This is a genomic window from Microvirga lenta, from assembly GCF_020532555.1.
GTDB classification, from domain to species: Bacteria; Pseudomonadota; Alphaproteobacteria; order Rhizobiales; family Beijerinckiaceae; genus Microvirga; species Microvirga lenta.
In genome coordinates this window covers 197,263-222,554 of the sequence record NZ_JAJBBR010000005.1, presented here as the reverse complement: position 1 = coordinate 222,554, position 25,292 = coordinate 197,263, and the positions used below count along the sequence as shown (strand labels likewise).

Here is a 25,292-nt window from a genome sequence, read left to right as displayed (position 1 = left end):
TTCCGGAAGAGGTGAGCGTACGGGAGGCTGCCGCACTTTGACATGCTCCCAAATGGGTAAGGCGTGGGACTTTCGAGAGACTTGCAAAAGACGCGGGAAGCTGCGCCCCAGATCGGGCCTGTTTTGCGCGTTCAGCGGCGCATTTCCGCCGCGCCCTCGCCATTGCCGCCGATGCGGGGTGCTTGCCGGTGCCGCGTCTCGCGCAGGGTGCGGTCGGCATAGGTGCCCCGCAGGGCCTCCGGGCCGCCCTCCCGGTAGAGATCCAGCACGAGGGCGGAGTGCAGGAATCCCAGATGGCTGAAAGCCTGCGGGAAATTGCCGAGAAAGCGGCCATCCTCGGCGATCTCCTCGGGATAGAGGCCGACATCGTTCGCAAGCTTCCGCAGATCCTCGAAACGCTGCGCCGCCTCTTCTCCCCTGTCCAGCCATGCCAGGGCGTCGACCAACCAGAAGGCGCAGAGCAGGAAGGTTCCTTCGTGTCCCGGCAGACCGTCGTCGTTGAGATAGCGGTAGACCAGCGGCCCGCGGGCCAACTGCTCGATCACGGTGTCGACGGTGCGTGCGAAGACGTCATGATCGACGGGAAATCCGACCATGGGCGCAACGAGCACGGCCGCATCCACCGCATCCTCCCCGAAAGCCTGGGTCAGGTAGCCGTGCTCGGGGTGAACTCCTTCGGTCTTGATGTCCTTCTCGATGGCTGCACGGGCCTCGCACCATTCCCTCTTCTCGCCGAAGAGCGCGATGGCGCGGTCGAGAGCCGCCCAGTTCATGATCGCGGCATGCAGATAGCGCTTAGGTTCGAGGCGCGGCTCCCACAAGCCGTTGTCGGGCTTGCGCCATTCCCGCGCCACGTGGTCGGCGAGGCAAGTTCCGGTGATCTTGGTTTTGTCGTCGAGGGCTCCGCCGAGGCGGACGTGCATGTACATGAGATCGAGCACCTGACCGTAGGTGTCGATCTGGTGCTGCTCCGAGGCCTTGTTGCCGACGCGGACCGGAGCGCTTCCCTGCCAGCCCTCGAAATGATCGACGACCTTCTCGTGCATGTCGGCAACGCCGTCCACCGGATAGAGCGGCTTCAGGCTCACCTCCCGGCGATGCGCGATGTCATTGATGAAGGAGAAGAAGTCGCCGGCCTCCGCCACATAGCCGAATTTCTTGAGTGCATAGAAGGCCAGGCAGGAATCGCGCAGCCAGCAGAAGCGGTAATCCCAGTTCCTCACGCCGCCGACCACTTCCGGCAGTGAGGTGGTCGGCGCCGCGACCATCGCGCCCGTCGGCTGGTAGGTCAGGGCCTTGAGAACCAGGGCGCTGCGGATCAGCTCCTGTTCGAGCGGGCCGGCATAGTTTGCATCCTGCACCCAGTCGGACCAGCGCGTGCGGGCGTGCTGGAGCAGCTCCGACGCGGAGGGGCACGAGATTTCGGACGCGTCCTCGTCGAAGAGGCAGAACACATGCTCGCTGCCCTCGTATACATGCAGCCTCGCGCAGGCGGCTCCATCCTTCTCCGCGAACGGGGTATCCGAGAGGAATGCCGGGCATCCGGGGGCGCTCACCCTTTCCCCTGAGACGTTCAGGGGCGGGAAGGTCTGGGCGAAGCCGGCATGGGGACGATAGACCGCGCGCAAGGCAATCTCTCCCGCGAGGCCGGAAACGAGCCGCACGAGAAGGGGCCTGGGCGAACCGTCATGCGGCATCAGCATGAAGTCCGTCAGCTTCGCCGTGCCGCCCGATGTCTTGAACGTCGTTTCGAGAATGTTGGTGCTGGGAAGATAGGCGCGCGAGACCTCGTGCGGTTCCTCAGGCACGATCTGAAAGAAGCCCCCGCGGATCCGGTCGAGCAGGCGTGAAAAAACCGGAGGAGCATCGAACCGCGTCAGGCAGCACCAGTCGATGGAGCCGTCCCGCGCGACCAGCGCGGAGCCGAAGCCGTTGCCGATCAGCGCGTAATCCTCGATCGGGCGGTAGGAGCGCTTGTCCGGTCTCATCTCATCGCGCGCCTCGCCGGCGGGCGAGGGAGACGGTTCCCGTTCCGGGTGCCGGCGCGGAGCGCGAAGCCTGCCCCGACGAGCGCGCCCACCACGACGCCGGCCAGGGCGAAACGGGCCGCCGCGCCGGAGACGAGCACGGCCGAACCCTTCTCCTCATCCGCATAGGGCCCGCGCTCACGATCCACGCTTCCGACCGGCGTGAAGAGATTGTCCGGACGGTCCTCGTCGAGGCGGTCCGGGCCGAACTGTCCCTCATAGGCCGTCCAGGCCAGGAAGCGGTCGAGCAGGCCCGGCGCCACCATTCCGCCGAGGATGGCCTGCGCCGTCTGCAATCCGAGCCAGTAATCCCGGCGCGGGTTGCGGATGGCAGAGACGATGGCCTCGCCCGCCACCTCCGGCGCGACGGGCGTGCCGGCTGGACGCGGCTCGTAGTCAACATGCGCCCGCCCCCAGGCGAATTGCGGCGTGTTCACCGCCGGCAGATGCACGGCGGTGATGGTGATGGAGCTCTTCTCCTTGAGCAGTTCGCTCCTGAGCGAGTCGGTAAAGCCGACGATGGCGTGCTTGGCGCCGCAATAGGGGCTCTGCAGGGGGATCGACCGATAGGCGAGGGCGGAGCCGACCTGGAGGATGAGGCCCCGGTCGCGCGGGCGCATGTGCCTGAGGGCCGCGCGCGTGCCGTTGACCATGCCGAGATAGCAGACATTCGTCACGCGCGCGTATTCGTCGGGTGCGATGTCCTCGAAGCGCGCGAACACCGTGGCCATCGCGCAGTTCACCCAGATGTCGATCGGCCCCAGGGCTTCGGAGATCCGGTCGGCTGCGGCGATCATGCTCTCCGCATCCGCGACGTCGCAGGAGACGGGAGCGCATCTCACGCCGTGGCTCTCCACAAGACGGGCGACCTCGGCGAGGCCTTCCTCGTGGCGGGCGATGATGCCCACATGGACGCCGGCTTCGGCCAGCGCGATGGCCGTGGCCCGGCCCACGCCGGCGGATGCGCCGGTCACCACCGCGACTCGGTCCTCCAGGTTCTGTCCGATTCCGTACAAATCCGCGTCTCCGGCTCGAGTTCACTCCTTTTGAAATTCGAAAGGACGCTGAAAGTTCAAAGACTTTAGTCCTCCAGAAAGAGAAAGACCGGCAGGGAGGTCGCCTCCCTGCCGGTCTGATCCGAATCGACCTGCGGTCCCGGTTCAGGCCGCCTGTCCGGCGGTCTGATAGCCGAACATGGACTTGACCTCGAGGTAGTCCTCGAAGCCGTAGCGGCCCCATTCGCGGCCGTTGCCCGACTGCTTGTAGCCGCCGAACGGCGCGGCGTTGTCGCCCCTGGAGCCGTTGATGTGCACCATGCCGGCGCGGATCTCCCGGGCGATGCGGCGCGCCCGCTCGGGATCGCCCGAGGTCACATAGCTCGACAGGCCGTAGATCGTGTCGTTGGCGATGGAGATCGCCTCCTCCTCCGACTCGTAGGGCAGGATCGACAGCACGGGGCCGAAGATCTCCTCGCGCGCGATGCGCATGTCGTTCGTCACATCGGCAAAGACCGTGGGCCGCACGTAGTAGCCCCGGTTCAGGCCTTCCGGACGGCCGAGGCCGCCGGTCACCAGCCGGGCACCTTCCTTGATGCCCGCATCGATGAGGTCCTGGATCCGGTTGAACTGCACTTCGCTCACCACGGGGCCGATGACCGTATCCGCCGAGCGCGGGTCGCCCACGATGGTCGCCTCCGCGATCCGCTTGGCGATGGCCGCCACCTCGTCCTGCCGGGCGCGCGGCACGAGCAGGCGCGTCGGAGCGTTGCAGGACTGGCCGCTATTGTTGAAGCAGCCCTTGGCCCCGTGGGTGATCGCCGCTTCGAAATCGGCATCGTCGAGGATGATGTTGGGCGACTTGCCGCCGAGCTCCTGATGGACGCGCTTCACCGTGTCGGCCGCCGCCTTGGCGACGAGGATGCCTGCGCGGGTGGAGCCGGTGAAGGACACCATGTCGATGTCGGGGTGGCTCGAGATCGCCGCGCCGACCGTCGGTCCGTCGCCGTTGACGAGGTTGAACACGCCCGCCGGCACCCCCGCCTCGTGCATGATCTCCGCGAAGACGATGGCGGAAATCGGCGAGACTTCGCTGGGCTTGAGCACCATGGTGCAGCCGGTCCCGAGGGCGGGCGCCACCTTGCAGGTGATCTGGTTGAGCGGCCAGTTCCAGGGGGTGATGAGGCCCACGACGCCGATGGGCTCGCGCACCACGAGGGTGTTGTTGATGAGCTCCTCGAATTCCATGGTCTTCAGGACCTCGATGCCCCGGCTGATATGGCCGACGCCGGCCGCGGCCTGGGCCTGCTTCGCCAGGGTCATGGGGGCGCCCATCTCCTGAGAGATCGCCTCGGCGATGTCGTCGATGCGCTTCTTGTAGGCGTCGAGGACGGAGCCGAGGAGATCCAGGCGCTCCTTGCGGCTCGTGCGGGAATAGGACGGGAAGGCGCGCTTGGCCGCGGCGACCGCGCTGTCCACGTCGGCGGCCGTGCCGAGGGCGATGCGCGCAAAAGGCTCTTCCGTGGCCGGATTGATGACGTCGAGGGTCTGGCGGCCTTCCGGCTGCACCCATTTGCCGTCGATGTAGAAGGAGAGATGCTCGTTCATGGTCTGGCCTGGTCCTTTGAGGTCGTGCTGCAAGGTGCGGGATCGTTCAGCTTCGTATTCCACATCCGGGGCCAAGGGAAAACCCGGGAATGGTCGAGATAGGGCGGCGGAACGGTCCCGGCGATATTCTTCGCGCATGGTGCGGACATGCGGCAAGGCATGGGCTAAGGTCGGGAAACGACGAAAGCCTGCCGATCATAATGTCGCAACAGAATATCGATCCGCTTCTCGCCACGGCCGCGCCGGACATTCCTGCCGGGGAAGCCCGGCGGCTCGCCGCCGCGTTCTACGGCCTCGACGCGGTGGCCGTGGAGCTCAAGGGCGAGCGGGACAGCAACTTCCACCTCCGGACCGGAGACGGTCGCCACTTCGTGCTGAAGATCGGCAATCCGGCCGAGGATCCGGAGGTCACCCGCTTCCAGACGCAGGCGCTGCTGCACATCGAGAGCAGGGACGCATCGCTGCCGGTGCCGCGGGTCCTGCGAACGAAGGCGGGCGAGGCGGAGGTGGTCCTGACGCGGCCCGGCGAGCCGCCGCGCATCCTGCGCATTCTCACCTATCTCGAGGGGCAACCCCTCCACCGGGCCTCCCGCAGCGCCTTGCAGCAGCGCAATCTCGGAACATGCCTCGCCCGGCTCGACCGGGCGCTGCAGGGCTTCTCGCATCCCGCTTCCGGCCACGAGCTGATGTGGGACCTGAAGCACGCAAGCCGCGTGCGCCACCTGCTCGTTCACATCGCGGACGAAGGGCGGCGCGCGCTCGCCGCACGCTTTCTCGACGCCTTCGAGCGCCATGCCCTGCCGGCGATGCCGGGCCTGCGCGCTCAGGTGATCCACAACGACATGAACCCGCACAACGTTCTGGTGTCTCCCGACGCAACCGACGAGATCGCCGGCATCATCGATTTCGGCGATGCGGTTCACGCGCCTTTGGTGAACGACCTCGCCGTGGCGGCCGCGTATCAGCTGAACGAGGCGGGGCATCCGCTGGAGGGGCCCGGCGAAATGCTGGCGGGCTACCATGCGGTGCTCCCGCTGGCGCCGGAGGAGATCGACATCCTGTTCGACCTCCTGGCGACGCGTATGGTGCTGACGGTGGCGATCAGCGGCTGGCGCGCCGCGCGCTATCCCGAGAACCGGGACTATATTCTGCGCAACAATCCGAAGGCCTGGGCCGGGCTGGAGAGGCTCTCGGGCCTCTCCCGCGAGGAGGCCCGCGCCTATCTGCACAACGTCTGCCGAGGGGAATGACCGACGTGTCGATGATCAACGCCTATGACGCGGGCGAGGATGCCGGCGTGGCCCTGCGCGAGAAGGAGATGATCGCCCGGAGGCAGCGCCTGCTCGGCCCGGCCTACCGGCTCTTCTATGCCAACCCGGTCCATGTGGTGCGAGGGGAGGGCGTGTGGCTCTACGATCCGGACGGGCGGGCCTATCTCGACATGTACAACAACGTCGCCTCCGTCGGGCACGGCCACCCCCATGTGGTGGCGGCCCTGTCGCGACAGGCGGCGATCCTCAACACCCACACGCGCTATCTGCACGACACGATCCTGGACTACGCGGAAAAGCTCCTCGGATATTTTCCGGCGGAGCTCTCCAACGTGATGTTCACCTGCACGGGCAGCGAGGCGAACGACCTCGCCCTGCGCGTCGCGAAAACCCACACGGGCGGCACGGGGGTGATCGTGACGCGGCTCGCCTATCACGGCACCACGGCCGCGACGGCGGAACTCTCGCCCTCGCTCGGCCGCTCGATGACATTGGGCGAGCACGCCCGCACGGTGCCCGCGCCCGATGCCTACCGGGGCAACGGCGGCGATGTGGGCGAGGTCTTCGCCCGCCATGTCCGCGCCGCCGTCGCCGACATGGCGGCGAGCGGCATCAGGCCGGCGGCGCTTCTGGTGGACACGATCTTCTCCAGCGACGGCGTCTATGCCGATCCGCCTGGGTTCCTGGCTCCTGCCGCCGCGGCGATCCGCGAGGCAGGCGGATTGTTCATCGCCGACGAGGTGCAGCCCGGCTTCGGCCGCACGGGCGGGCAGATGTGGGGCTTCGAACGCCATGGCCTCGTGCCCGACATCGTCACCCTCGGCAAGCCCATGGGCAACGGCCATCCCGTCGCCGGCATGGTGGCGCGGCCGGACGTGCTGGCCGAGTTCGGACAGCGCACCCGCTACTTCAACACCTTCGGCGGCAATCCCGTCTCCGCCGCCGTCGGCATGGCGGTGCTCGAGGTAATCGAGGAGGAGGGGCTCGTCGAGAATGCCCGCCGCGTGGGCGACTACCTGCGTGATGGCCTTCAGGCGCTGGCGCAACGCTATCCGGTCATCGGCGATGTGCGTGGCGCGGGTCACTTCATCGGCGTCGAGCTGGTGCGCGACCGCCCGACGAAGGAGCCTGCGACGGAGGAGACCGCGCGGCTCGTCAACGCCCTGCGGGAGCGGCGGATCCTCATCAGCGCCACGGGTCCTGCGGCGAACATCCTCAAGATCCGCCCTCCGCTCGTCTTCTCGACCGGGAACGCCGACCTGTTCCTCTCGGCCATGGACGATATCCTTCGAGCCGAAATGGGCGGTGGATGAGGACCTGTGCAGGGAATCCCTTCTGGAGCTTCGACGCCGCAGCGGGATAAGCTCTCCCGCGAACCTTCAGCCAACGGACGAAAGACGGAAAAATCGATGAACGGTGCCGACCGCCTGTGCGACGTGCTGCTTGCGAACGACGTGGATGTCTGTTTCGCCAATCCCGGCACTTCGGAGATGCATTTCGTGGCGGCCCTCGACCGCAAGCCGCGCATGCGCTGCGTGCTCGGTCTCTTCGAAGGCGTGGTGACGGCGGCGGCGGATGGCTATGCCCGCATGGCGGACAAGCCCGCCGCCACCCTCCTGCATCTGGGGCCCGGCCTCGCCAACGGTCTGGCCAATCTCCACAATGCGCGCCGGGCCTTCACGCCGATGATCAACGTGGTCGGCGACCATGCCAGCTACCATCTGCAGCACGATGCGCCGCTGACCAGCGACATCGAGAGCCTCGCCCGGCCCATGTCCCACTGGGTCCGGCGCATCGCGGATGCGGAGAGCGTCGGTCCCGACACGGCGGCAGCCTACGCGGCGGCCATGTCGCTGCCCGGGGTGACGACCCTGATCCTGCCCGCCGATGCCGCCTGGGGCGAGGCGTCGGACAAGCCGATCTCCCGCGCGGTCGTTCCGGACCCGCAGCCCGTCGCAGCGGAGGCGGTCAGGGCCGCGGCGGATGCCGTCCGCTCCGGGCGCCGCGCGGCGCTCTTCATGAGCGGGCGGGCTTTGCGCGCCGATGCGCTGGAAATCGCGGGGCGGATCGCCGAAGCCACGGGCGTCCGGCTCATGGCGCAGACCTCCAACGGGCGCATCGAGCGCGGCGTGGGCCGCGTACCCGTCACCAAGGTGCCGTACCCGGTCGATCAGGCCGTGGAGGCGCTCCGCGACATCGATGTCCTCATCGTCGTCGGCGCGAAGGTGCCGGTGGCGTTCTTCGCCTATCCCGGCAAGCCCGGGCGTCTCATTCGCGACGATTGCCAAGTGGTGGAGCTCGCGCGGATGGGCGGCGATCCCAAGACGGCGCTCGCCTGGCTCGCCGACGAGCTCGGAGTGAAGCCCGGCGCGCCTGCCCCCGTCGTCCGGCCCGGCACGATCGACGAGGCCCTTCCGACCGGCCCGCTGACGCAGGACGCGATTTCGCTCGCCGTCGCGCGTCTCATTCCGGAAAACGCGATCGTCTGCGATGAATCCGTCACCTCGGGGCGGCGGTTCTTCGCTCTGTCGCAGCAGGCGGCGCCGCACGATTACCTGCAGCTCACGGGCGGCGCCATCGGCATCGGCATCCCCATGGCCGCCGGCGCCGCAGTGGCCTGCCCCGACCGCAAGGTGATCGGCCTCCAGGCGGACGGCAGCGGCATGTACACGATCCAGGGCTTGTGGACCCAGGCGCGCGAGAATCTCGACGTGGTCACCATCGTCTTCTCCAACCGCGCCTATGCCATTCTCCAGGGAGAGATGCGCAATGTCGGCGTCAACCGGTTCGGCCGCAACGCGGAGCGCATGCTCACCATCGACGAGCCGGCGCTCGACTGGGTGACGATGGCCAGGGGCATGGGCGTGGAGGCGGGACGCGCCACCACGGTGGAGGAGTTCGTGAGGCTCCTCGAAGGTGCGCTCTCGCGCCGCGGCCCGTTCCTGATCGAGGCCGTCCTTTAACGATCCGACTTTACGAAATTCTTGACGGGAGCCTGTCCGATGCGCGTCTTCTTCCATCCCGATCAGCACCTGCACGATCCGCAGCAATTCATGCAGGTCGGCAGGATCGTCGATCCGCAGGACCGTCCGAACCGGGTGGATGCGTTGCTTCGGGCCCTGTCGGCACGCGGCTTGCAGCCGGAGCAGCCCGAGGATTACGAGCTCGGTCCCGCCCTGACGGTTCATGCGGAACACTACCTGCAATTCCTCGCCACGGCCTACGAGCGCTGGCGCCAGCTCCCCAACGCCGGAATCGAGGTGCTGCCCAATGTGGCGCCCTATTGGAGCGGGCGGCCCGACTGGCCGCACCGGCCGCCATGCCCGTCGCAATCCGTGGTGGCGCAGGCGGGGTATTATCTCGGCGGGCTTTCCGTGCCCGTCGGTCCGAACACCTGGCGCTCTTCGCTGAGGTCCAGCCACACGGCCATGGCCGCGGCGGACGCGGTGGTCGAAGGCGCGGGCGCCGTCTATGCCCTGTGCCGCCCGTCGGGGCACCATGCCCGCGCCGATCAGGCGAACGGTTTCTGCTATCTCAACAACTCGGCCATCGCCGCCCAGCACCTGCGCTCGCGCTTCGGCCGGGTGGCCGTTCTGGATGTGGATGCGCATCACGGCGACGGCACGCAGGAGATCTTCTATCGCCGCGCCGATGTGCTGACCGTGTCGATCCATGTGGATCCGAACTCCTATTATCCCTTCTTCACCGGCTATGCCCATGAGCGCGGCCACGGCGAAGGCGAGGGCTTCAACCTGAACATCCCGCTCCAGCCGAAATCCCGCGACGATGCCATGTTCCAGGCCGTCGAGCGCGGCCTCGAGACCGTTCAGGCCTTCGGTGCGGAGGCCCTGGTGGTGGCCCTGGGCTACGACAGCCATCGGGAGGATCCCATCGGCCTCCTCGATGTCTCGACGGCGGCATTCCGCGGAATCGGCGCGCGCATCCGCTCCATCGGGCTTCCCACCGTGGTGGTGCAGGAAGGCGGCTATCAGGTCTCCGTCATCGGCGATTGCCTGGGGCAGTTCCTCGACGGCCTGCTGGCGGGGTGAGGACGGGTCGGATCCTTTCGGCTACCGCGTGAGTGCGTTGGTGGTAGCCGAACGTTCTACCCTTCTTAGTTAATTGACGCCCCCGCACGAGGGAGAGACGCTTCAAGGCACAGCTTGCGCGAGGGGCATGATGATCAAGCGTCTGTTGGCGGGATCCGTATTCGCTTTCACCTGCACGCCGGCCAGTGCCGACATCATCGTCGATCAGGCCATGATCACGGGCGGGGAGCTGCGCGTCGTCGGACGGTTGAGCAGGCCCCGCCAGACCGCCGTCACCCTCGATCAGAACCATCAGACGAGAACCGAGGCGAACGGGCGCTTCGTCTTTCGGCTCGCCTACCATCCTGATGACTGCGTCGTGACCCTGCAGGCGGACGACGAGCAGCGGGACGTGGTCGTCGGCTTCTGCGGACAGCGCGGTCCGGAAGGACCCCAGACCGCCGCCGCGGAGGCTCCGCAGCCCGTCGCGGGGGCGGACGGTCCTCCCGGGCCTCCGGGCCCGCCAGGACCGCAAGGAGAGCCGGGACCTCAGGGGCCGACGGGGCCCAGCGGACCTCCCGGACCGGAAGGGCCGCAGGGCCAGGCCGGTCCGCCGGGACCTCAGGGTCCTCAGGGAGTGGCCGGACGCGACGGCGCCCCGGGCCCGCAGGGGCCAGCGGGACCGGCCGGTCCTCCGGGGCCGCCCGGGCCTCCGGGTGAGCCGGGACAGGGTGCTTCCGGCGGCCAGCCCGGCCCGGCGGGTCCTCCCGGCGAAGCGGGGCCCGAAGGACCTCCGGGACCGCCCGGCCCGCAGGGGCCGCAGGGCGTGGCGGGGCACCAGGGTCCTCAGGGGCCGCAGGGCCTGCAGGGCCCCCGGGGAGAGCCCGGGCCCGAAGGCCCGCCCGGTCCGGCGGGCGCCGATGGAGCGGACGGTCAGGCCGGACCTGCCGGCCCAGCGGGACCTCCGGGACCGCCCGGGCCTGTCGGGCAGGCGGGACCCGCAGGCCCTCCGGGGCCTCCCGGCCCGGCGGGGCCGGAGGGGAGGCCGGGAACGGCCGGAACGATCCTGCGGGTGCTGGTGCAGCAATGCGAGGCCCAGGGGCGCTGCGTGGCCCGCTGCGCCGAGGACGAGTATCCCGTGAACGGCACGTGCAATCGCGGCGACCGGATCGATATGGACGAGGTCGGCATCTACTGCTTCTCCACGAGCGACAATCCGAGCGGCATGTTCGCCCGCGCGATCTGCGCGAAGAAGTGACCCCTGCTGCGTATGGCGGGCTGAAACAGGACGAGCCGGGCGTGAGCCCGGCTCGCGGCGTTTCAGGATTCGTGGCGCGCCTTACTCGGCGGCCTCGGTCCGCGGCGAGGAGCCTTCGCGCTTGCCGCTGGTATAGGTGCTGCCCGGACGGTTCTGGCCCGGGGCGGGCTTGCCTTCCAGCGGCGGCAGTTCCAGCGCCTTCTTGAGGTCGATGCCCGCGCCCTCGGCGACACGGCGGCCGTAATCCTCGTCGCAGTGCCAGAAGTGCCAGACCATGCGGAGCGCGATGTGCTCCGGGCATTCCTTCATGTCGGCCACGAGGTTGTTGATCAGGTCGTCGCGCTCCCAGTCCTCGAAGGTGCGGTAGCGGTCGCCGGCCTGCTTGTAGTCGTCGGCCGTGCGCGTGGTCTGGTACCGGCCGAGATGGCCCTCGACCCATTGGTGGTAGTCCTTCGCGGGCCGCGGCGCCTCGCGCAGGCCGCCCATGGAGCTCGGCTCGTAGTTCACGTGCTTGCTCTGATCGGGGCCACGGTCGACATAGAAGGTCATGAGGCCGTCCCGCTGGTTCGTCTGCGCCCGCGCCTGCTCCTGCGGGGCGTTGACCGGAAGCTGCAGATAGTTGGGGCCGACGCGGTAGCGCTGCGTGTCCGAGTAGGACAGGGTCCGGCCCTGCAGCATCTTGTCGTCGGAGAAGTCGATGCCGTCCACCAGCACGCCCGTGCCGAAAGCCGACTGCTCCGTCTCGGCGAAGAAGTTGTCGGGGTTGCGGTCGAGGACGAGACGGCCCACCGGCAGCAGCGGGAACTGATCCTCCGGCCAGCGCTTCGTGTCGTCGAGCGGGTCGAAGTCGAGCTCCGGATGGTCGTCGTCCGACATGATCTGCACGCACATCTCCCACTCGGGATAGTCGCCGCGCTCGATGGCATCGTAGAGGTCGCGGGTCGCATGGCCCACGTCCCGGCCCTGGATCTCGGCCGCCTGCTCGCTGGTGAGATTCTTCACGCCGAGCTTCGGCTCGAACGAGAACTTGACCAGCACCGCCTCGCCCCTGTCGTTGACGAGCTTGTAGGTGTTGACGCTCGAACCCTGCATGTGCCGGTAATCGGCCGGGATGCCCCACGGGCTCTTTACCCAGGTCACCATGTGCAGCGCCTCGGGGTGGTGCATCACGAAGTCGTAGAAGCGCCACGGCTCCTGGCGGTTCGAAACCGGATCGGGCTTGAAGGCGTGGATCATGTCGGGAAACTTGATCGCATCGCGAATGAAGAAGACCTTCAGGTTGTTGCCCACGAGGTCCCAGTTCCCGTCGACGGTCTTGAACTTGATCGCGAAGCCGCGCGGATCGCGGGCGGTCTCGGGAGAATCCTTCGAGCCGATCACGGTGGAGAAGCGCAGGAACACGGGGGTGCGCACACCGGTCTGGGTCAGCACCTTGGCCCGGGTGTACTTGGATGCGGGCTCGTCGCCGATCTTGCCGTAGGCTTCGAAATAGCCATGGGCGGCGGTGCCGCGGGCATGGACGACGCGCTCGGGAATCCGCTCGCGGTCGAAATGGGTGATCTTTTCGATGAACTGATAGTTTTCGAGCGTTGCTGGTCCACGCTCCCCCACGCTGCGCAGGCTCTGATTGTCAGAGACCGGATGTCCCTGTCGGGTGGTGAGGGTCGGGCGCTTGTCGGCCATGGAAGTCCCCTGTCGTTTGTGGGTTGTGGCAATGTGCATAGCCCCGGTCGACCGAAACAGACCGGGGCTATGGCGTTAACGTCACCGATGGCCAGACGTTTCAGCTTCGCCATGGCGTATCCGCGCGGCGTGCGCGAAGCGCGACGCTCCGGCAGGATGCATGGCGTTCCTCACCGGAACGATATAGCGGGAGAAGATGTGATCATTTCCCTCCCGCGTCCGGCGTGGAAGTTCGTTCCGTCGTGAAGATCCCGGACGCGTGCCGGGCTTTTCTATTTCGGGATGCGCTGCCAGGGCATGGGCGAGCGGCGCGGCGGACTGGCCGCGAGGACCATCATCATCTCTCCCACGTTCTCCGGCGTGATCAGGCCCACGAGCCGGGACTCCCTGTCGGTCACCCCGATGGCCGGAACACGGGACTGCTGCATGATCTGCAGGGCCTTCTCCAGCGGCTGCCGGTGGTGAACGAGAGGGATGTCGGCGCGCATCACTTCCATGACCGAGGTCTGAGGGCCTTGCTCGCGCAGGGCGCGGATCATGTCGTCGCGGGTGAGGACGCCGCGCAGGTGCCCGGCGCCGTCGACCACCGGAAAATCGTGCTGGGTGGTGTGGATCAGGCACTGCACCGCATCCTCGACGCTGCTGCCGGGGCGCAGGCTCTCGAACTTCGTGATCATCGCGTCCGCGACCAGCATCCCGCGGGAGACCTGACGCATCTGGACCGCGTGGGCCTCCCCGGCCGCGCCGAGATAGACGAAGATCGCGATGAAGATCAGGAGCGGGTTGCCCATGAGGCCGAGCAGGCCGAGGCCGAAGGCCACGACCTGTCCCACCGATGCGGCGATCTGCGTGCCGCGTTGATACCCCAGGCGCGAGGCCAGAATGGCGCGCAGCACGCGCCCGCCGTCCATGGGAAAGGCCGGGATGAGATTGAACACCACCAGGAACACGTTCACCATCGCGAGGCGGGCCACCATGCTCGTGCCGGGGTTCTGGACGTCCATGCTGTCCGCGGGCACGAAGCCGCCGAGCACGGCGAACAGGATGGCCGCGATCACCACGTTCACCGCAGGCCCGGCGAGAGCCACGATCAGCTCCTGCGACGGCTCCTCGGGAATGCGCTCCAGGCGCGCCACGCCGCCGATGGGCAGCAGCGTGATGTCGGGTGTCTGCACGCCGTAGCGCCGGGCCGCGAAGACATGGCCGAACTCGTGCAGCAGCACGCACAGGAACAGGAGGATGACGAAGGCCGTGCCTTCGATGGCCGCCTGGCGTCCGCCGCTCGCGTAATGCGACACCGCGATCCAGACGAGGAAGAGAATAAAGGTGAAATGGATCCGGATGACCGTGCCCTTCACCGTGCCGACGGGGATCGACCATCCCATGCTCAACCCTCGCCTTTCCCGGTTCGTGCGGGAACGTCCGTCCGGCGGGTCAAGATCCGGCTTAGACGCCCCGCGGCCTCAACTTCTCGCACGGTCCCGCAATTCCTCGCCATGAGCTGCGTCAATGAAAACCTCCGTTCTCGCCTCGTGCGAATGCCGCCGGGAAAGATCCTCGTCGATGATCCGGGACCCGAACTGGTGGGTGATGTAGGACCAGAGCCACCGCAGGCTGACCAGGAGCCGGTTCTGGAACCCCACGAGCAGGTAGACATGGGCGATGCCCCAGACGAGCCAGGCGGAGAAGCCCTTCAGCTTCACCGTGTCCCAATGCACCACGGCCTCGTTGCGGCCGATGACGGCGAGATTGCCACGGCTGCGGAAGCGGAAGGGCTTCGGGGTCTCGCCCCGCAGAATGCGCGCCTGGAGAGCCTTCGCGAGATAATCGCCCTGCTGATGCGCCACCTGCGCCAGGCCCGGCAGGGGCTTGCCGTTCTCGTCGCGCGCCAGCGCGAGGTCGCCGAGAACATAGACGTTCTCGAGGCCGGGGACGGAGAGGTCGGGCCCAACCTCGACGCGGCCGGCCTTGTCCGTGCCGACATCCAGCCATTTGCCCGCGGGCGATGCGGTCACGCCCGCGGCCCAGACGACCGTCGCCGTCGGGACGAACTCGCCCCCGACGACGATGCCTCTCTCGTCGATATTCTCCACGGGACGGTCGGTGAGGATGGTCACGCCGAGCCGCTCCAGCGCCCGTACGGCGTAGGTCGCGAGGTCCTCCGGAAACGGACCCAGGATCCGGGGAGCGGCCTCCACCAGGAGGATGCGCGCCTTCGTCGGATCGATATTGCGGAAGTCTCGGGCCAGGGCCTGTTTGGCGAGGCCCGCGATGGCGCCGGCCATCTCGACGCCCGTCGGTCCGCCGCCGATGACCGTGAAGGTCAGAAGCCGCTCGCGCTCGGCCGGGTCCTCCTCCAGCTCGGCAAGCTCGAAGGCCATCAGAACCTTGGCGCGAATGCGCCGGGCATCGTCCAGCGTCTTGAGGCCGGGGGCGAACCGCTCCCATTCCGGATGGCCGAAATAGCTGTGCGTCGCTCCCGTCGCGAGCACGAGAGTGTCGTAGGCCAGTCTCTCTCCGTCGATGCTGATCTCCTGCCGCCCGGTATCGATGCCGTCGACCTCGCCGAGCAGGACGCTCACGTTCTTGTGCCGCCTCAGGATGCGGCGGATCGGTTCGGCGATCTCGCCCTGCGACAGGACGGCGGTCGCCACCTGATAGAGGAGGGGCTGGAACAGGTGGTAGTTGCGACGATCCACGAGCGTGATCCGCAGCGGCGTGCCGCCGAGACCCTGGGCCAGGGACAGGCCGGCGAAGCCCGCCCCCACGACGACTACGTGATGCGGGCGCTCCCCAAGACTCGGCCCTGTGCTCCCGGCCATGGGCCGGGCCGGCACCTGGCCGCGCTCCTCATTTCCTCCCGGCAGAATGGTCATTCCAAATCCCGTCGCGAACCTCCAGGGGTGAACGACCGGAACAGGCAACGGTTCGACGGAAAAAGGCCGCGACGGCCCGGCAATAGGGCCGCCGCGTCACAGGTTGAGGAACAGGCGGGACATGGATGCGTTCCTGCCATGCATCCCACCTTGACCAGAGCAGCCCATGAGCAATCTTCTTCGCGTCATCCTCGCCATCCTGCTGCCGCCGGTCGGCGTCTTCTTCACCGTGGGCTTCGGCGGCCAGTTCTGGCTCAACATCCTGCTCACGCTGCTCGGCTACATTCCCGGAATCGTGCACGCGGTCTGGATCATCGCGCGGCGGACGCACTGATCCCTCAGGTGGGCGAGGTCTCGCTCTCCCGCTCCCGCTCCGGCGCCACGAGGTCGTCCACGCTGGGCACGCGAGGCGGGGTCGGGTTCATCCGGATGCCGCTCGGCGTCATGGCGCCTCCCGAGACGATGAAGGACATGGCGTCGTTGACGCTCCAGTCGAGCCAGACCAGCCGCCGCGTGGGCACGATCTCCACGTAGCCGGAGGTCGGGTTCGGGGTCGTCGGCACGTAGACGGCGGCCAGTTCCTCCCCCGTGTCGCTGGCATGGAAGGTGGCCGTCACGAACCCGACCACGCGCATGTCAGGGTGCGGGAATTCGATCAGGACCGCCCGCTGGCCGCCCTGCTGGCCCCCCTTTACGGACTCGATCAGGGTGCGGGTCGCTCCGTAAATGGTCTTGGCGAGGGGCACCCGGTCGATCAGCCGGTCGACGAGGCGCAGGATGCGGCGGCCGATCACCGCGTTGGCGGTGGCGCCGATCATGTAGAGGGCGGCCAGGACGATGAGGATGGCGACGGCCTGCTGGAACCAGTCGAGGATGAGCAGGTCGGCCACGTCCTCCGCATAGGGGCGGATGGCGGCGGCCAGGGCGAAGACGAGGGGGCGGCCCAGATAGATGATGTAGTCCAGGATGAACCACATCATCCACACCGTGATCCAGAGAGGGATCACCGTCAGGAGACCGGCGAGAATATTGCGACGGAGGCGTTCCATGCCGGGCTCCAGAAACCCTTAGTCGATGGTCGTGTGCTGCACCGTCTCGGAGCACGCATCGGCCTGCGCCGCATCGAGCGTGGCCCATCCGACGGGGCGGCCGGTGCCGGGAAGCACCTCGTGAAGCTGTCTGGTGCGAAGGATGTAGGCCTTGGCCACCATCTGGGCCGTCACCGGGGCGGTGAGGAACAGGAACAGGGTGATCAGAAGCTCGTGGATCGAAGGCTTGCCTTCGATGATCGCGAAATAGAGCATGGAGGCGATCAGCATGCTCCCGATGCCCAAGGTGGTCGCCTTGGTCGGCGCGTGCAGCCGCCGCATCAGGTCGGGCAGCTTGGCGAGGCCCAAGGAGCCGACGAGGAGAAAGAACGCTCCGATCAGAATGATGGCCGCGACGGCCGCTTCGGCGATGATCATGGACTTGAACCCTACTCGATCACGTTCCCGCGCAGGAGATACTTGCACAGGGCGACGGTGGTCAGGAAGCCCACCATGGCGAAGAGCAGGGCCGCCTCGAAATACATGGTGGAGCGGAACCAGAGGCCGACCACGACGATGAGGCCGATCGTGTTGATGACCAGGGTGTCGAGGGCCAGGATCCGGTCGACCACGTCCGGGCCGCGGGCCAGCCGGTAGAGGGTCAGCAGGCTCGCGGCGGCGATGGTGACGGTGGCGATGAGGCAGGCGACGTCGATCATTCGAAGATCTCCTTGAGACGGCGCTCGTAGCGGTCCTTGATCTGGGCGACGGTGGCGTCCGGATCGTCGGTTTCCAGGCAATGGACGAGGAGGGACCGTCCGTCGGCGGACAGGTCCGCGCTCACGGTGCCCGGGGTCATGGTGATGGTGCCCGCGAGCGCCGTGATGGCCTCGGCCGTGGTCAGATCGAGGGGAACGGTGACGAACCGGGACCGGAGGGAGTTTCCGCGACGGAACAGCACCCAATAGGCGACCTGGATGTTCGAGACCACGATGTCCCACAGGACGATGCCCATATAGGCGATCACCGCGCCCGGACGCCTGATGCGCGGGCGATCGGGCCAGTAGGGGCTCGTCAGCTTGGGAATGGCCCAGCCCAGGAAGATCCCGATGACGATCTGACCGGCCGTGATCTCGTTCACGAGCAGGATCCAGACGATGGCGATGACGACGCTCAGGATCGGGTGGGGAAAGAGGCGGGTCATGGCTGCGGCTCCGAGAGCTGCGCCTGGGGCGGGGCGCCAAGTACGGCCTCCACATAGGCCCTGGGGTCGACGAGCTGCCGTGCGGTCGCCTCCAGGTGACGCGTCACCGGGCCCGCCCACAGGGAGAGGAGCACGGTTCCAGCCACCAGCGCCGCCGCCGCCATGACGGGCATGGCCCGGGCCGGCTGAGGCATCGGTTCGGGCTCGCCCGCAACGGCTTCGCTCTTCCAGAACAGGGTCGTGCCCGCACGGCTGAAGCCGAGGATGACGACAAGGCTGGTAGCGAGCACCACGGCCCAGATCCAGCCGACCGCGCCCGAGGGCCGCGTCGCGTCCAGGATCATGATCTTGCCGATGAAGCCGGACAGGGGCGGCAGGCCGCTCATGGCGATGGCCGCCAGGAAGAACAGGGCCCCCATCAGCGGCGCCTGGGCCATGACGGGGCTCGGCTCCAGATCGTCCCGCCAGCGGCCGCGGCGGCGGGCGATGAGGTCGCTGAGCAGGAAGAGGGCGGCGCCGATCAGGGTGGAGTGCAGGGTGTAGTAGAGCGCGGCCGTGAGTCCCGTGACGTCGAACAGCGCGACCGCCACGAGGAGCGAGCCCATGGACCAGACGATGGCGAAGCACACGAGGTCCACCAGCACCCGGCTCGCCAGCACGCCCACCGCGCCGATGGCCAGGGTGGCGAGGGCGGCCGGCATGATCCACGGGGCGGCGATGTTCGCCGCGAAGCCCGCTTCCGGTCCGAAGACGAGGGTGAAGACGCGGATGATGGAATAGGCGCCCACCTTGGTCATGATGGCGAAGAGCGCGGCCGAAGGCGCGGGCGCCGCCGCATAGGCGGTGGGCAGCCACCAGTGGAGCGGCACCAGCGCGGCCTTGATGGCGAAGACCAGGAAGAGCAGGAGCGCTCCCGTGCGCAGGAGCGCCGCGTCGGCGGCCGGAACCTGCGCCACCTTGCCGGCGAGATCGGCCATGTTGAGGGTGCCGGTGACGCCGTAGATCAGGCCGACCGCGAAGAGGAAGAGGGTCGAGCCGATGAGGTTGATCGCCACGTATTGGAAGCCGGCTCCGAGACGGCGCGGCCCGCCGCCGTGCAGGAGCAGCCCGTAGGAGGCGATGAGCATGACCTCGAAGAACACGAACAGGTTGAACACGTCGCCCGTGAGGAAGGCTCCGTTGATCCCCATGAGCTGGAACTGGAGGATCGGATGGAAATGGTGTCCCTTCTCGTCCCAGCCGTTCGAGGCGTAGATCGCCACCGCCGAGGCCAGAACCGCCGTCAGGAGCACCATGGTGGCCGAAAGCCGGTCGAGCACGAGCACGATTCCGAACGGGGCGGGCCAGTCGCCGAGGCGATAGGAGCGCACCATACCGTCGGTGGCGAGCATGAAGACGCCGATGCTCGCGACCAGCAGGAGCGCAACCGCGGCCAGGGACGTCCGGCGCTGCAGGTTGGGCGCGCGTCGGGTCAGCAGCAGCAGCGGCGCCGTCAGGGCCGGGATCAGGATGGGGGCGACGATCCAGGAACTCATGAGGTCAGCCGCTCCTCGGCCGGCTCCATCTTGGGCACGCCCTGGTCGACCCGGTCGGACCCGGTCTCCAGATAGCCGCGCAGGGCCAGCACGACGATCAGCGCCGTCATGCCGAACGAGATCACGATGGCGGTCAGCACCAGGGCCTGCGGCAGCGGATCGGTGTAGCGCGCCGCGTCGTAGGCGATGATCGGGGGCTCGTCGACCGCCAGCCTGCCCATGGCGAACAGGAACACGTTCACCGCATAGGAGAGGAAGGTGAGCCCGATGATCACGGGGAAGCTGCGTCCGCGCAGGATCAGGTAGATGCCGGCGGCGCTCAGGAAGCCGATGCTGCTTGCCATGAGGATTTCCACGGTCAGTCCTCCTTTCCGTAGGCGGGGGTGGGGGCGTTGAAGACGCGCACCGGCGGCAGCCGGATGTCCGAGGGGCCTTCCGGCACGGGCTTGCGCTCGGCCCGTGCCTGCACGCGCGAGATCTGGGCCAGGGACAGGAGCACCGTTCCCACCACGGCGAAGAAGACGCCGGTGTCGAAGGCCATCGCGGAGGCCAGCTCGAACTCGCCGATGACCGGCAGGTGGAAGTAGCCGAAGGTGCTCGTGAGGAAGGGGCGCGCGAAGAGCAGGGCGGCAAGGCCGGTGAGGCCGGCGATCAGGACGCCGAGGCCCAGCATGGTGTGGGCGTTCAGGTGCAGGCGGTTCGCCGTCCAGGTGTACCCGCTCGCCATCGCCTGCATGAGAAGCGCGATGGCGACCACGAGACCGGCGATGAAGCCGCCGCCCGGCTGGTTGTGGCCGCGCAGGAAGATGAAGACGCCGACCGTCAGCGCGAGCGGCAGCAGCACGCGCGTCACGATCACGAGCATGAGCGGATGAGCGTCGGCGGCTTCCGTATCCTGGCGCATGGCGGCGAGGCGCTGCGCGGCGGCGCCCCGGAGCGAGCTGTCGAGCAGGGCGTAGATCGCCAGCGCCGCGATGCACAGCACGATGATTTCGCCGAAGGTGTCGAAGCCGCGGAAATCCACCAGGATCACGTTGACCACGTTCGTGCCGCCGCCGCCCGGCTTGGACTGGGCCAGGTGGTATTCGGAGATCGACTGGAAATTGCGCGTCATGACCGCGTAGGACAGGCCGCCGAGCCCCAGTCCCGCCACGCAGGCCACGACGCCGTCCCTGATCCGGCGAATCCGTCCGGATTCCCGCGGGGTCGTGCGCGGCAGGAGGTTGAGGGCGAGCAGCATCAGGATCGTCATCACGACCTCGACCGAGATCTGCGTCAGGGCCAGGTCGGGAGCCGAGAACTGGATGAAGGCCAGGGAGACGACGAGGCCGACGATGCTGGTCAGGATGAGGGTGAGAAGCCGGTTCGCGTGGAGCACCACCACGGCGAGGCAGGTCGCCACCAGCGAGATCCAGATGATCAGGGCCGGCAGGTTGACCGGCAGGAGAGGCCTGTCGCCCGCCTCGTAGGGGCCCGTGAAGAAGCCCACCATGCCGACCGCGACGATCGACACCACGATGACGGCGAAGTAGCGCGTCAGGGATTCCGTGTGCAGCGCCCCGATCAGATCGCGCGCGCCTTCGACGGCGGCGCTCACCGTCGCGTCGAAGAGGCGCTTGGCCTCCGGGCGCGGGACGGACAGGCGCAGGCGGTCGAAGAGGCCGAAGGCGGCCAGCACGGCTCCGCCGCCGATGAAGGCCACGATGCTCATGAAGAGCGCGGGCGTGACCCCGTGCCAGAGCGCGAGGTAGTAGGAGGGCAGGGGCGCGCCCACGACCGCGAGCGCCGTGCGCTCGACCACCGGGCCCGCGAAGAAGGCCGGCAGGAGCCCGATGGCGATCACCGGCACCACGAGGATCGCCACCGGCAGCCAGAGGCCCACCGGGGGATCGTGCGGGTGGTGCGGATAGTCGTGGCGCACGGGGCCGAGATAGACCAGCATCGCCAGCCGGGCCGAATAGGCGACGGAGAGCAGGGCGCCCGCGGTCGCGAGGGTCGGCAGGATCCAGTAATTGCCCGCATAGGTCGTGTGGCCGACGGTTTCGAGCATCATCTCCTTGGAGAGGAAGCCGTTGAGAAGCGGCAGGCCCGCCATGGAGCCCGTGGCCACGAGGGCGAGCGAGGCGCTGATCGGCATGAGGCGCAGCAGCCCGCCGAGCCGCTTCACGTCCCGCGTGCCGGTCTCGTGGTCGACGATGCCGACGCTCATGAAGAGCGCCGCCTTGAAGGTGGCATGGTTGAGGATGTGGAACACCGCGCCCACCGCCGCCAGGGGCGTGCCGATGCCCAGCATCATGGTCATGAGGCCGAGATGGCTGACCGTCGAATAGGCGAGGATGGCCTTGAGGTCGTCCTTGAAAAAGGCGATCCACGCGCCGACCAGCATGGTGACGAGGCCGGTCAGGGTGACGATGAGGAACCAGGCCTCGGTGCCGGCGAGCACCGGCCACAGGCGGGCCAGGAGGAACACGCCGGCCTTCACCATGGTGGCGGAGTGCAGGTAGGCCGAGACCGGCGTCGGCGCGGCCATGGCGTGCGGCAGCCAGAAATGGAACGGGAACTGGGCCGACTTGGTGAAGGCGCCGCCGAGGATCAGCAGCAGCATCGGCAGGTAGAGCGGGGAGTTCTTGATCACGTCGCCGCGCTGAAGGATCTCCGTCAGCTCGTATGAGCCCGCGATCTGGCCGAGCAGCAGGACGCCCGCCATCAGCATAAGGCCGCCGCCGCCCGTGACCACGAGGGCCATGCGTGCGCCCTGCCGCCCTTCCGGGACGGCGCGCCAGTAGCCGATCAGCAGGAAGGAGCTGAGGCTCGTGAGTTCCCAGAACACCGTCAGCAGGAGGACGTTGTCGCTGACGACGACGCCCACCATCGCCCCCTGGAACAGGAGGAGATAGGTGTAGAAGCGCCCCATGGGATCGTTGGGGCTCAGGTAGTAGCGCGAGTAGACGATCACCAGCAGGCCGATCGCCAGGATCATGGCCGCGAAGAAAAAGCCCAGCCCGTCCAGAAACACGCTGAACGACAGGCCGATCTGCGGCAGCCATTCGTAGCGCGCGGTGAGGACCTCGCCGCCATAGATCCGGGGCGCGGCGGCCGCCAGGAGGAACAGCGCCGCAACCGTCGGCACCGCCGCCACGATGGCGGAGATGGTCCGCCCCGACTTGATCGCCAGCGAGGGAAGAAAGGCGGCAAGGAGCGGCAGGACTGGAAGCAGGGCAATGTTCATCGGTGTCGGATCTGTCTCGCTCTTGCTACGGAAAATGGGTCTTCACGTCCGCCGCTAACTAGGGCGTGCAGTGCCTCGAACCAGATTGCATCAGGGCCTGTCAATGGCCGATGGTCAACCGTCGCGCCAGCGAAAAGCGTGCGGACGCATGGTCATTCGTCCAGCAGAGCATCGAGATCGAGGCTCGAATCCCGGCCGAGCCGGCCCGCGTCGTTCTGCAGGAATGTCTCCGCCGAGCGGCGTCCGGCATCCCGCAGATGGCAGAGAAAATCCCACTCCGCGTTGAGTTTCGAGGAATAGCCCAGATCCGCCATCTCCGGGCTCGCGATGCGGTGGACGCGCATCTTCGCCCACAGGGCCCCCTCGCAATTGCCGGGATCCGCCACCTGCCGCAGCAGGGCGATCATCCGCAGTTCCTTCAGCAGGCTGGAGTTGAAGGATACTTCGTTCACCCGGTTCACGATTTCGCGGGCGCTGCGCGGCGTGCCGGGACGCTCGACCGGATTGACCTGCACGATGATGACGTCGTCCGATCCGCATTCCTTCACCAGGGGCGTGATCGCCGGATTGCCCGTATAGCCGCCGTCCCAATAGGGCTCGCCGTCGATTTCGACCGCCTGGAACAGGAAGGGCAGGCAGGCGGAGGCGAGCAGCGCGTCCGGCGTGATGCCGGGATTCCGGAAGATCCGGCCCTGGCCCGTATGGACGTTCGTGGCGGTGACGAAGAGCTTGATCGGCGCATCGGCGAGACGGCCGAAATCGATGGTCGCCTCCAGAATGTCCCGCAGAGGATTGTTCTCCTTCAGGATGTTCAGGTCGTAGGGCGAGACCAGACGCGCCACGATGTCGTAGGCGACGAAGGCCGGGGAATAGTCCAGCGACCAGCGGCCGAGCAGGATGTCCAGCGGCGTGCGGCGAAAGGGGCTGAGCAGGGCCACCTCGGAAACCCGCCGCCAGAACCGTTCCAGGGCGGCCCGCGCGCCCTCGGGCCCGCCTTCGGCATAGCCGCCCACGAGGACCGCCGCGTTCATGGCCCCGGCGGAGGTGCCGGAAATGCCGTCGAAGGTGAGCCAGGGCTCCTCCAGCAGCCGGTCGAGGACGCCCCAGGTGAACGCGCCGTGCGCACCGCCGCCCTGGAGGGCGAGATCGACCGGGATGATGGCGCGGCGCGCGGTGGATTTCGGCATCTGGTTTCTCACCTCGTCAGGACAATTGTCTCGGGAAGGGTCCGTGCCCACCAAGATGTGCCGCCGAACCGAGCGGGGCAAGCCGGTCGGCGATGCAGGCCAGCCTGACAATATCGGGAGCAGGGTTGAGGCCACTCGGGCCGGGGCCATCATTTGGGCATGACGACGACGCTCGAACGCCAGGACCCCGTCAGGACGATGCTCGTCCGCATCGCCGGCGAACAGATGCTGCAGGCGCAGGTGGATCGGCAATCCTTCGGCGGCGGCATGGAGGCCTCCCAGGTGGTGCTGGTGACCGCCCGCTACCGTGAAGGCGGGCTCCCGAGGCTTCTGCGCGTGGTCATGAAGCGGCTCCAGGGACGGCCCGCACGCGAGGCCGCGATCTACGAAGGACTCGTGGCGCACTGCGCCAGCCGGATCTCGCCGCGTCTGCTCGCGGTCGAGCATTCCGACGATTCAGTTCTTCTGTGCCTCGAGGCCATTCGCAGAACCGCATCCTGGCCATGGCGGAACCTGTCCGCCGGGAGCGAGCTGCTCGTGCGTCTCGCGCATTTCCACCGGATTGCCGGGGAGGCGGATGCGAAAATCCCGGCATGGGACTACGAGGCGGAGCTCGGCCTGCTGGCCGAGGCCACATGGACGGCGCTCGACCGGTGCCGGAGCCAGCCCGGCCTGTCGGCTCTGGCCAGGGACCTGCCCGCCCTGAGGCGCATCGTGCTGGAGCGGGTGCGCCTGCGCGAGCAACTCCTGGCCGAGCACCCGTTCGGATGCCGGCCGATCCATGGCGACGTTCATCCCGGGAATGTGCTGGTGTGCCGGAGGGGGCAGGGCGCCGAGCCGGTTCTCCTGGATTGGGGGCGGGCGCGCCTCGGCTCTCCGCTCGAAGATGCGAGCTCCTGGCTGCAATCGCTCCGCGTCTGGGAGCCCGAGGCGGGGCGCCGGCACGACACGCTGCTCGCGGCCTACCTGTCCGCTTTCGGAGCAGACGGGGGCCTCACCTCGTCGGTCCGTGACGCTTACTGGATTGCGGGAGCGTCGAACGCCCTGTCCGGAGCCCTGCTCCACCATCTCCAGCGGGTCCAGGAGCCGGCTCTGTGCGCGCGTCGGCGGGGGGGCGCGGTAACCGCCCCCCCCCCCAGGGGTAGCGTGCGTGCCCCCCCCCGCGACTGGCTTCGCGTGCTGCGCCGCGCGAGCGCTAGCGCCGGCGCTTGATGAGCTTCCAGGCCTGCCGGAGGATGAAGAAATTGCGAATGAGCTTGAACATGGCGTGTTTCCTGCAAATGATCTGAAGGGACAACCCGGAGCGGGCCGTTCGGGTTCACACGCGGTATGCGAGATATGCCGACGGAGCTCCGCCTGCGCC

The 25,292-nt window shown here is 67.8% G+C and carries 21 protein-coding genes; 7 read left to right on the top strand and 14 right to left on the bottom strand.

Translation table 11 applies throughout. The features are described 5' to 3' along the window. Window positions 1–131: 131 nt before the first annotated feature. The 3 genes from LGR44_RS09435 to LGR44_RS09425 all read right to left on the bottom strand — a co-directional run bounded on the left by LGR44_RS09435 (window position 132) and on the right by LGR44_RS09425 (window position 4,630). Entirely contained in the window at window positions 132–1,988 is a 1,857-nt protein-coding gene (locus LGR44_RS09435) for a glycoside hydrolase family 15 protein (protein WP_226739706.1), read from the bottom strand. Further along, a complete protein-coding gene (locus LGR44_RS09430) occupies window positions 1,985–3,043 on the bottom strand; it encodes an SDR family oxidoreductase (RefSeq protein WP_226739704.1) in 1,059 nt (352 codons plus the stop codon). The genes LGR44_RS09435 and LGR44_RS09430 overlap by 4 nt, the downstream gene beginning before the upstream one ends. Before the next feature lie 144 nt (window positions 3,044–3,187). Further along, on the bottom strand, window positions 3,188–4,630 hold the full coding sequence (locus tag LGR44_RS09425; RefSeq protein WP_226739702.1) for an aldehyde dehydrogenase family protein: 1,443 nt from the start codon (window positions 4,628–4,630) through the stop codon (window positions 3,188–3,190). Between the two features lie 200 nt (window positions 4,631–4,830). On the opposite strand from LGR44_RS09425, the gene LGR44_RS09420 reads away from it, so the two are divergent. The 5 genes from LGR44_RS09420 to LGR44_RS09400 all read left to right on the top strand — a co-directional run bounded on the left by LGR44_RS09420 (window position 4,831) and on the right by LGR44_RS09400 (window position 11,187). Then, window positions 4,831–5,880 carry a phosphotransferase gene (locus tag LGR44_RS09420; RefSeq protein WP_226739700.1) on the top strand — a complete coding sequence of 350 codons (1,050 nt, stop codon included), beginning with the start codon at window positions 4,831–4,833 and terminating at the stop codon, window positions 5,878–5,880. A gap of 5 nt (window positions 5,881–5,885) precedes the next feature. Then, the gene (locus tag LGR44_RS09415) at window positions 5,886–7,214 is read left to right on the top strand and encodes an aspartate aminotransferase family protein (RefSeq protein WP_226740187.1); all 1,329 of its coding nucleotides are present in this window, start codon (window positions 5,886–5,888) and stop codon (window positions 7,212–7,214) included. A gap of 96 nt (window positions 7,215–7,310) precedes the next feature. After that, window positions 7,311–8,864 (top strand): acetolactate synthase large subunit, encoded by a 1,554-nt coding sequence (locus tag LGR44_RS09410; protein ID WP_226739698.1) that lies wholly within the window; start codon window positions 7,311–7,313, stop codon window positions 8,862–8,864. Window positions 8,865–8,903: 39 nt separating this feature from the next. Further along, window positions 8,904–9,950: a histone deacetylase family protein gene (locus LGR44_RS09405; protein WP_226739696.1), complete on the top strand. Its 1,047-nt coding sequence runs from the start codon at window positions 8,904–8,906 to the stop codon at window positions 9,948–9,950. A gap of 130 nt (window positions 9,951–10,080) precedes the next feature. Then, window positions 10,081–11,187, top strand: a complete 1,107-nt coding sequence (locus tag LGR44_RS09400; protein ID WP_226739694.1) for a hypothetical protein — start codon at window positions 10,081–10,083, stop codon at window positions 11,185–11,187. A gap of 81 nt (window positions 11,188–11,268) precedes the next feature. On the opposite strand, the gene LGR44_RS09395 is transcribed toward LGR44_RS09400, so the two are convergent. From LGR44_RS09395 to LGR44_RS09385, 3 genes are all read right to left on the bottom strand, one after another. Then, complete coding sequence (locus tag LGR44_RS09395; protein WP_226739692.1) at window positions 11,269–12,870, bottom strand: catalase; 1,602 nt, start codon at window positions 12,868–12,870, stop codon at window positions 11,269–11,271. A gap of 272 nt (window positions 12,871–13,142) precedes the next feature. Next, a complete protein-coding gene (locus LGR44_RS09390) occupies window positions 13,143–14,255 on the bottom strand; it encodes a site-2 protease family protein (protein ID WP_226739690.1) in 1,113 nt (370 codons plus the stop codon). Window positions 14,256–14,333: 78 nt separating this feature from the next. Further along, complete coding sequence (locus tag LGR44_RS09385; protein ID WP_226740185.1) at window positions 14,334–15,692, bottom strand: NAD(P)/FAD-dependent oxidoreductase; 1,359 nt, start codon at window positions 15,690–15,692, stop codon at window positions 14,334–14,336. Window positions 15,693–15,912: 220 nt separating this feature from the next. Between LGR44_RS09385 and LGR44_RS09380 the strand changes: the two genes are divergently transcribed. Beyond that, a complete protein-coding gene (locus tag LGR44_RS09380; protein ID WP_226739688.1) occupies window positions 15,913–16,080 on the top strand; it encodes a YqaE/Pmp3 family membrane protein in 168 nt (55 codons plus the stop codon). A 4-nt stretch (window positions 16,081–16,084) separates the two neighbouring features. Here LGR44_RS09380 and LGR44_RS09375 read toward each other — a convergent pair whose 3' ends face one another. The 8 genes from LGR44_RS09375 to LGR44_RS09340 form a co-directional block, all read right to left on the bottom strand. Further along, entirely contained in the window at window positions 16,085–16,795 is a 711-nt protein-coding gene (locus LGR44_RS09375) for a DUF502 domain-containing protein (protein WP_226739686.1), read from the bottom strand. An 18-nt stretch (window positions 16,796–16,813) separates the two neighbouring features. Continuing rightward, window positions 16,814–17,212, bottom strand: a complete 399-nt coding sequence (locus LGR44_RS09370; protein WP_226739684.1) for a Na+/H+ antiporter subunit G — start codon at window positions 17,210–17,212, stop codon at window positions 16,814–16,816. A gap of 11 nt (window positions 17,213–17,223) precedes the next feature. Beyond that, window positions 17,224–17,493, bottom strand: a complete 270-nt coding sequence (locus LGR44_RS09365) for a K+/H+ antiporter subunit F (RefSeq protein WP_226739682.1) — start codon at window positions 17,491–17,493, stop codon at window positions 17,224–17,226. Next, window positions 17,490–17,978 (bottom strand): Na+/H+ antiporter subunit E, encoded by a 489-nt coding sequence (locus LGR44_RS09360; RefSeq protein ID WP_226739680.1) that lies wholly within the window; start codon window positions 17,976–17,978, stop codon window positions 17,490–17,492. The genes LGR44_RS09365 and LGR44_RS09360 overlap by 4 nt, the downstream gene beginning before the upstream one ends. Continuing rightward, entirely contained in the window at window positions 17,975–19,513 is a 1,539-nt protein-coding gene (locus tag LGR44_RS09355) for a monovalent cation/H+ antiporter subunit D (RefSeq protein WP_226739679.1), read from the bottom strand. Before LGR44_RS09355 ends, LGR44_RS09360 begins: the two co-directional genes overlap by 4 nt. After that, window positions 19,510–19,857, bottom strand: a complete 348-nt coding sequence (locus tag LGR44_RS09350) for a Na+/H+ antiporter subunit C (RefSeq protein ID WP_264196427.1) — start codon at window positions 19,855–19,857, stop codon at window positions 19,510–19,512. The genes LGR44_RS09355 and LGR44_RS09350 overlap by 4 nt, the downstream gene beginning before the upstream one ends. A gap of 14 nt (window positions 19,858–19,871) precedes the next feature. Beyond that, complete coding sequence (locus LGR44_RS09345) at window positions 19,872–22,742, bottom strand: monovalent cation/H+ antiporter subunit A (RefSeq protein WP_226739675.1); 2,871 nt, start codon at window positions 22,740–22,742, stop codon at window positions 19,872–19,874. Between the two features lie 152 nt (window positions 22,743–22,894). Next, window positions 22,895–23,929: a patatin-like phospholipase family protein gene (locus LGR44_RS09340; RefSeq protein ID WP_226739673.1), complete on the bottom strand. Its 1,035-nt coding sequence runs from the start codon at window positions 23,927–23,929 to the stop codon at window positions 22,895–22,897. Window positions 23,930–24,088: 159 nt separating this feature from the next. Between LGR44_RS09340 and LGR44_RS09335 the strand changes: the two genes are divergently transcribed. Continuing rightward, entirely contained in the window at window positions 24,089–25,141 is a 1,053-nt protein-coding gene (locus tag LGR44_RS09335) for a phosphotransferase (protein ID WP_226739671.1), read from the top strand. Window positions 25,142–25,292: the final 151 nt, after the last annotated feature.